This is a genomic window from Bradyrhizobium pachyrhizi (assembly GCF_001189245.1).
Classification (GTDB): domain Bacteria; phylum Pseudomonadota; class Alphaproteobacteria; order Rhizobiales; family Xanthobacteraceae; genus Bradyrhizobium; species Bradyrhizobium pachyrhizi.
Map to the genome: position 1 here is coordinate 325,696 of NZ_LFIQ01000117.1, position 5,250 is coordinate 330,945.

The 5,250-nt window shown below is 65.1% G+C and carries 4 protein-coding genes and 1 pseudogene; 2 read left to right on the forward strand and 3 right to left on the reverse strand.

Annotated features, from left to right (window positions below):
• Window positions 1-352, reverse strand: a pseudogene (locus tag AKL29_RS45955) (hypothetical protein); the annotation flags it as partial.
• A gap of 339 nt (window positions 353-691) precedes the next feature.
• Between AKL29_RS45955 and AKL29_RS33340 the strand changes: the two are divergent.
• Window positions 692-2,341, forward strand: a complete 1,650-nt coding sequence (locus AKL29_RS33340; RefSeq protein ID WP_050387099.1) for a glycosyltransferase family 39 protein — start codon at window positions 692-694, stop codon at window positions 2,339-2,341.
• A 146-nt stretch (window positions 2,342-2,487) separates the two neighbouring features.
• Window positions 2,488-3,267, forward strand: coding sequence for a class II aldolase/adducin family protein (locus tag AKL29_RS33345; protein WP_028331642.1), 780 nt, complete (start codon window positions 2,488-2,490; stop codon window positions 3,265-3,267).
• Between the two features lie 104 nt (window positions 3,268-3,371).
• On the opposite strand, the gene AKL29_RS33350 is transcribed toward AKL29_RS33345, so the two are convergent.
• Window positions 3,372-4,772, reverse strand: coding sequence for a M20/M25/M40 family metallo-hydrolase (locus AKL29_RS33350; protein WP_050387175.1), 1,401 nt, complete (start codon window positions 4,770-4,772; stop codon window positions 3,372-3,374).
• A gap of 95 nt (window positions 4,773-4,867) precedes the next feature.
• On the reverse strand, window positions 4,868-5,250 hold a 383-nt coding region (locus tag AKL29_RS45960), incomplete at its 5' end, for a helicase HerA-like domain-containing protein (protein WP_244482560.1).

Genomic DNA, 5,250 nt, shown 5'->3' on the forward strand with positions numbered 1-5,250 from the left:
GCGCCGCGGGAGCGGATGGCGGGAACGCTGGAGCCAGCGGCGGAGGCGCCGAGACCTTCGGCTCAGGCGGCGGGAACACCGGATCGTCGGGAGTGCCGCGCGGGGAAGTTGCAGATGGCGAGCCGGACCGCAGACCCACGGCAACGACGGCATCAAGCCGGTCGCCCATGGCCTGGAGTTCGCGAAGGATGGCGGCAAGGGCCAGAACAATCACGCCGGTACATGCGCCGGTCACGCCTGTTGCGATCAACGTGCCGCCGACGCTGAATTCCTTGTAGGGAATTCCGAGGCCGACCGCCGCCAAGCCCGCCACGACCAGGCCCGCGCCGACGACCAACAGACCAACCTTCATCGAACTAACCCCCGGGAGACCCGACCGAAAATCGGCGCGGGCCACCAACGCCACGATACCGTCATATTGCCCACACCGCCAACCGCCAATTGTAGACAGAGTTCCCTAAAATCCGGCTTAACCAAGCCGCGATGCGTTGCTTCACCGCGGTCGCAGCGGCCGTCAGCCAGCCAGCTCCCGTAGATTTACTGGCTACGAATTGCTGCCAATTTATTGCAACGCATCTGGGAAATTACGCCACAATTACCAATTACTCGGAAACGGAACTGCGCTATGGATGCCGGGGAATGAGGCCCTAAAGCGCCAATCTGGGCCACAGGCACGCCGGTATCACTAGCTATGTCATCGATTACGACGTCTGCCCTCGAGGCGCCTGCGCGGCGCTCGGTGGAGAAGACCTGCGACGATCTCGCTGTCCTCGTCCTCGGCGTGGTCGCCGTGGTCGCCGGCTTGACGTTCCGCGATTACGGTCTGGGCTGGGACGATTACACCCACGCTGAATATGCCGACCTCCTGCTGCGCATGTACGAGTCCGGGTTCAAGGACACCGGCGCGCTGTCGTTTGCCAATCTGTATATGTACGGCGGCGGCTTCGACATGGCCGCGGCCCTGCTGCACAAGATCATTCCGCTCGAACTGTTCGAGACGCGCCGCCTGCTCGGCGCGATCGTCGGCGTTATCGGCCTTGCCGTAACCTGGCGCCTGGCGCGCCGTGTCGGCGGCCCGCTGGCGGGATTGGCGGCGCTGCTGCTGCTGGCGCTGTGCCCGACCTTCTACGGCCACATGTTCATGAATCCGAAGGATGCGCCGTTCGCCGTGGCGATGGTGGTCCTGATCATGGGCCTGGTCCGCCTGATCGAGGAATATCCGGCGCCCTCGCCGCGCACCATCCTGATCGTCGGCCTGGGGGCCGGCCTGTCGATCGGCTGCCGCGTGCTTGGCGGGCTCGCATTGATCTACGCCGTGGTCGGCTTCGTCCCGCTCCTGATCGAGGAATTCCGCAAGCAGGGCCCGCGCGAGGCGACCCATCGCTTTGCCCATGTCGTCTATGTGCTGCTGCCGGGACTTGTGCTGGGCTATCTCGTGATGGGCCTGATCTGGCCGTGGTCGATCATGGAGCCCGGACACCCGCTCGAAGCGGTGACCTATTTCTCGCACTTCTTCGAGAAACCGTGGAAGGAGATGTTCGACGGCGCGCTGGTGTCGGTGCCCGACATGCCGTGGTCCTATCTGCCCACCTTGTTCGCGCTGCAGCTTCCCGAAGTGCTGCTGGTGCTGCTGACCGCCGCCGTCGTCATCACCTTGATGTCGCTGTCGCGCTACGACGTCACCGCAAAGCGCAAGTCGATCATGCTGATGCTGACGCTGGCGGCGACGCTGCCGCTGGTGATCGCGATGGTGAAGCGGCCGGCGCTCTATAACGGCATCCGCCACTTCATCTTCGTGATTCCGCCGATGACGGTGCTGGCCGGCGTCGCATTCGCGCGCGGCATGGACTGGCTCGGCGAGAACCGCCGCGCCTGGCAGCCCGCGGCGCTCGCCATGTTCGCGTTCGGCCTCTTGCTGCCGCTCAGCGAAATGATCCGCCTGCACCCGTATCAGTACACGCACTTCAACCACATCGCCGGCACGGTGCGCACCGCGGACAACTTCTTCATGCTGGACTATTGGGGCCTGGCGCTGAAGCAGGCATCCGACGGGCTGCGCGAGCAACTGGCGGAGCGGCAGGAAGTGCCGCCGCAGAACCGCAAGTGGAAGGTCGCGGTGTGCGGACCGCAGCGCCCCGCGCAGGTCGCGCTCGGCCCCGATTTCACGATCGGCTGGGACAGCAACGCCGCCGACTTCGCGATGACGCTCGGCGAATTCTACTGCAAGGGCCTGGCCGCGCCGGTCATGGTCGAGATCAAGCGCGACGACGTCGTGTTCGCCCGCGTCTACGACATCCGCGGCCGCAGCATCTCGAGCCTGCTGGCGATCCCGGCGCCGTAACGCATCACGCTGCCCACTGACGATTGCCGTTCCGATCGTGGGCCGCATGCCGACATGACTGTCACGCCGTTACCCTGTCTTGCTGCGGTCCGGCGGCGGCGCTACGCTTGGACCAAGCAATAACGCCATCAATGGAGCAATCGGCTATGTCGCCAGCGGAAGCGCGCCTGAAGGAAGTGCCGTCGGATATGAGTGCGGCAGAATGGGAGCAGCGGATCAATCTTGCTGCCTGCTACCGGCTGGTCGCGCTCTATGGCTGGGACGATCTGGTCGATACCCACATCTCCGCCCGCGTGCCGGGGCCCGAGCATCACTTCCTGATCAACCCCTACGGGCTGATGTTCGACGAGATCACCGCGTCGAGCCTGGTCAAGGTCGACCTCGACGGCAACCAGCTCTCGAAGAGCGACTACAGCATCAACCCGGCCGGCTTCACCATCCATTCGGCGATCCACGAGGTGCGCGAGGACGCCGGCTGCGTGCTCCATCTGCACACCGTCGACGGCACCGCGGTGTCGAGCGGCCCCGACGGGCTGCTGCCACTGAACCAGACCGCACAGCTCGTCACCCACGACCTCGCCTACCACGACTATGAAGGCATCGCGCTCGATCATGACGAGCGCCCGCGCCTGCAGCGCGATCTCGGCAGCAAGAACCACATGCTGCTGCGCAATCACGGCACCCTGACGGTCGGCCGCTCGGTCGCCTCCGCGTTCGAGCGGATGTACCATCTGGAGCGCGCCTGCTCGATGCAGGTGGCAACCCGCGCGCTCGGACCGATCGCCTATCCGGTCGACCAGCATGCGATCGACAAGAACACCGAGCTGCTCTCCAACCCGGATCGCGCCGAGCTGCGCTCGACCCAGCTGGTCTGGCCGCCGCTGCTGCGCAAGCTCGACCGGGTCAATCCCGGCTACCGTGATTGAAATTTCATAATCTTCGGGTAGGCTAACGGCCAACACCCTCTGCACGATCGGAATCAAAACGCCGCCCAATTCCGGGCGGCGTTTTTACGTGAATTGCCCTCGCGCTATTTAGCGTCGGCGAATGCCGCCAGGATCCGCGCCCAGGAGCGGATGCCCTTGTGGTAGCTCTTGAGGTCGTACTTCTCGTTCGGCGAATGGATGTTGTCGTCGTCGAGCCCGAAGCCGATCAGCACGCTGTCGAGGCCGAGCGTGTGCTTGAAATCGGCGACGATCGGGATCGAGGCGCCGGAGCCGATCAGCAGCGCCTCCTTACCCCATTCGTCGGTCAGCGCGCGGCGCGCGGCTGCCAGCGGCTTCATGTTCCAGTCGAGCGCGATCGCCGGCGCGCTGGAATGGTCGGTGAACTCGGCCTTGCAGTCGGCCGGCAGGCGCGCCTTCACATAACCGCGGAACGCCTTTCGGATCTTCTCGGGATCCTGTCCCTCGACCAGGCGGAACGAGACCTTCGCCGACGCCTCGGCCGCGATCACCGTCTTGGAGCCCTCGCCGGTATAGCCGCCGACGATGCCGTTGATGTCGCAGGTCGGGCGCGAGGAGACCTGCTCGATCAGGAGCCGGTCCTTTTCGCCGGCGGGCACCGAGAGGCCGATCGGCTTGAGGAAGCTCTCCGGCGTCAGATTGAGCTGCTTCCACTGGGCCAGAATGTCCGGCGGCAAATCCATCACGCCGTCATAGAAACCCGGGATGGTGATGTGACCGTTCTCGTCATGCAGGCCGCCGAGAATCCGCGTCAGCACACGGATCGGGTTCTGCGCGCCGCCGCCGAACACGCCGGAATGCAGGTCGCGATTAGCGGCCTTGATCTTGACCTCGTCATAGACCAGGCCGCGCAAGGAGGTGGTGATCGCCGGCGTATTCGGGTCCCACATGCCGGTGTCGCAGACCAGCGCGAAGTCGGCCTTGAGACCGTCCTTGTTCGCCTCGAGGAACGGCACGAAATTCTTCGAACCGATCTCCTCTTCACCCTCGATGACGATGGTGATGTCGACCGGCAGCGATCCCGTCACCGTCTTCCAGGCACGGCACGCCTCGACGAAGGTCATCAACTGTCCCTTGTCGTCCTCGGCGCCGCGCGCGACGATGATCTTGCGCCCGTCGGCATGGTCGGTCACCACGGGTTCGAACGGCGGACGGTGCCAGAGATTCAAGGGATCGACCGGCTGCACGTCGTAGTGGCCGTAGAACAGCACGTGCGGGCGTCCGTCGCTCGAGCCGTTCAGCTTGCCGACCACGGCCGGATGGCCGGCAGTCGGCCGCACTTCGGTCTTGAACCCGAGGGTTGCGATGTCCTTGGCGAGATGATCGGCAGCCGCCTTGCAGTCATCAGCGAAGGCCGGATCGGCCGAGATCGATTTGATCCGCAGCAGCGTGAACAGCCGCTCGAGGCTGTTGTCGAAATCGGCGTCGATGCGATCGAGGACGGGCTGCAGCTTGGCGTTGGACATCGCGGATATCCTTTTTGTTGGACGTTGCGCCAGGTTGTAGCGCGCCGGCCGCGGGAGGCAAAGCCGGTCTCCGGTTTCGGTCGACCGGCGCGATGCTATCTGCGCAGCAATCCACCGAGAGCGCCGCGCACCAGCGCCCGGCCGATCGAACCGCCAACCGAACCACCGAGCGATTTGCCGAGATCGGCGGCCACGCCGCCGATCACCTTGTCGGTCACCGAGCGCGTGACACTGCGCGCGATCACCTGCCCGGTCGACATGCGGCCGCGCTTGACGTTGGTGCCGAAGATCGTGGACGCGATCGAACCGATCTGGCCGAAGATGCCGCCCCCCTCGCCGCCAGCGCTGCCGCCGGCCGGCGCCGCCGTTCCGGCGAGCCGCTTCTGGATGATCTCGTAGGCGGATTCGGCATCGACCGCGGTGTCGTATTTGCCCTTCACCGGGCTCGCATCCATGATCGCCTTGCGCTCCTCCGGCG